Origin of the sequence: Frankia sp. AgB1.9, from assembly GCF_016786355.1 — a bacterium.
GTDB lineage: Bacteria > Actinomycetota > Actinomycetes > Frankiales > Frankiaceae > Pseudofrankia.
The window spans coordinates 64,074-66,601 of sequence record NZ_JADWYX010000014.1; the positions used below are offsets into that span (position 1 = coordinate 64,074).

Annotated in this window: 1 pseudogene; it reads left to right on the top strand. The window is 71.1% G+C overall.

Features of this window, described 5'->3' with window-relative positions:
* A pseudogene (locus I6A60_RS07410) lies at window positions 1-2,528 on the top strand (hypothetical protein); the annotation flags it as partial.

Sequence of the window (2,528 nt, forward strand, 5' to 3'; positions counted from 1 at the left end):
CGCCATCGACGAGCCGATTGCGCGGGCGTCGGTGGTGCGTGCGCTCGTTCCGCGGCTGTCCGCCGATTTGCTGGGATCGGCGTTGGCCGCCATGGGTGCCATCGACGAGCCGTTTGACCACGCCGCGTTGTTGCGTGACCTGGCGGAGTTGCTGCCGGTTGAGCAGCGCGTCCAATTGGTGGGACCGGCGATGGCCGTCGCGAACGCCATCGACGAGCCGTATGACCGGGCGGCGATGTTGGGGGACCTGGCCGACCATCTGCCGGTCGAGCAGCGTGCCGAGATCCTCGGATCGGCGTTGGCTGCCGTGGGCGCCATCGACGAGCCGACGACGCGGGCTGCGGTATTGCATGGCCTCGTTCCGCGGCTGCCTGTCGAGTTGGTGGGATCGGCGTTCGCTGCGGTGAGCGCCATAGACGATCCGTACGACCGGGCGGCGGTGCTGGGTGATCTCGCGGGGCGGCTGCCGGTCGAGCGGCGTGGCGAGATCCTCGCGGCGGCGTTGGCCGCCGCGAACTCCATCGACCAGCCAACCGCCCAGGCAGCGGTGTTGCGGGCGCTTGTTCCGCGACTGCCTGTCGAGTTGGTGGGATCGGCGTTGCCCGCCGTGAGCGCCATCGGCGAGCCGTATGACCGGGCGGCGGTGCTGGGTGATCTCGCGGGGCGGCTGCCGGTCGAGCGGCGTTCCGAGATCCTCGCGGCGGCGTTGGCCGCCGCGAGCGCCATCGACGAGCCGTATGACCGGGCAGCGGTGCTGCGGGACTTGGTCGAGTATCCGCCGGTCGAGCGGCGTGCCGAGATCCTCGCGGCGGCGTTGGCCGCCGCGAACGCGATAGACGAGCCGGCTGACCGGGCAACCATGTTGCGGGACTTGGCCGAGTATCCGCCGGCCGAGCGGCGTTCGGAGATCCTCGGGTCGCCGTTGGCCGCCGCGAACGCGATAGACGAGCCGGCTGACCGGGCAACGAGGCTGCGCGAGCTCGCCGCGCGGCGGCCGGTTGACCAGCGCGCCGAGGCCGTCGGACCGGCGTTGGCCGCCGTGGGCGCCATCGACGAGCCGTATGAACGGGCAGCGGTGCTGGGTGACCTCGCGGAGGGGCTGCCGGCCGACCAGCGCGCTTCGTTCCTCGGACCGGCGTTGGCCGCCGCGAGCGCCATCGACCAGCCGGCTGTACGGGCAGCCGTGTTGCGGGTACTCGCTCCGCGGCTTCCCGCTGAGCTGCTCGGACAAGCGTTGGCCGCCGCGGGCGCCATCGACCAGCCGTATGACAGAGCCGCGATGTTGCGTGACCTCGTCGAGTATCTGCCAGTAGACCGACGTGCCCAGTTGCTCGGCCCGGCGTTGACCGCCGCGCGCGTGATCGACGAGCCGGTTGCCCGGGCAGCGATGTTGCGTGACCTGGCCGAGTACGCGCCCGTCGAGGAACGCGACTCGGTTTTCGGCCTGGCGTTGGCCGCAGCGGACGCGATCGACCAGCCGAACATTCGGACAGCGGTGTTGCGTGACCTTGTCTCGCGGCTGCCCGCCGAGCTCCTCGGACCGGCGTTGGCCGCCGCGGGCGGCATCAACGGGCCGTATGAACGGGCATCGGTGTTGCGGGCGCTTGTTCCGCGGCTGCCCGCCGAGTTGCTGGGCTCAGCGCTGGCCGCCGCGGGTGCCATCAACCACCCGCACGCCCGCGCATCGGTACTGCGCGACCTCGTTCCGCTGTTGCCCGCCGAGCTGCTCGGCCCGGCCTTGGCCGCCGCGGACGGCACCGGCGAGCCCCACGCTCGTGCATCGGTGGTGCGTGCGCTCGTTCCGCGGCTGCCCGCCGAGTTGCTCGGAGAAGCGTTGGCCGCCGCGGGCGCGATCCACCAGCCGACCGCGCGGGCCTCAGTGATGCGTGTGCTCGCTGCACGGCTGCCCGCCGAGCGGCTCGGAGAGTTGGTGGCCGCTGTGGGCGCCATCGACGAGCCGAATGACCGGACAGCGGTGCTCGTCGACCTGGCCGAGTATCTGCCGGCCGAGCAGCGCGCCTCGGTCCTTGGTCCGGCGTTGGTCGCCGCGAGCACCATCGACCAACCGGTTACTCGGGCAACGATGTTGCGGGAGCTGGCGGAGCGGACGTCGGTCGACCAGCGCGCCTTGATCCTCGAACGAGCGTTGGCTGCTGCGAGCAGCATCGATCCGTCGATTGCGCGGGCAGTGGTGTTGCGCGGCCTCCTGCCGCTGCTGCCTGCTGAGCTGCTCGGGCAAGCGTTGGCCGGAGCAATCGGCATCGACGAGCCGTTTGAGCGGGCATCGGTGTTGAGTGACCTCGTTCCGCTGCTGCCCGCTGAGCTGCTTGGGCAAGCGTTGGCCGGAGCAATCGGCATCGTCGAGCCGACCGCCCGGGGTTCGGTGTTGCGTGACCTTGTTCCGCGGCTGCCCGCTGAGCTGCTAAGCCCGGCGTTGGCCGCTGCGCGTGCCATCGACGAGCCGTTTGAGCGGGCATCGGTGTTGAGTGACCTCGTTCCGCTGCTGCCCGCTGAGCTGCTTGGGCAAG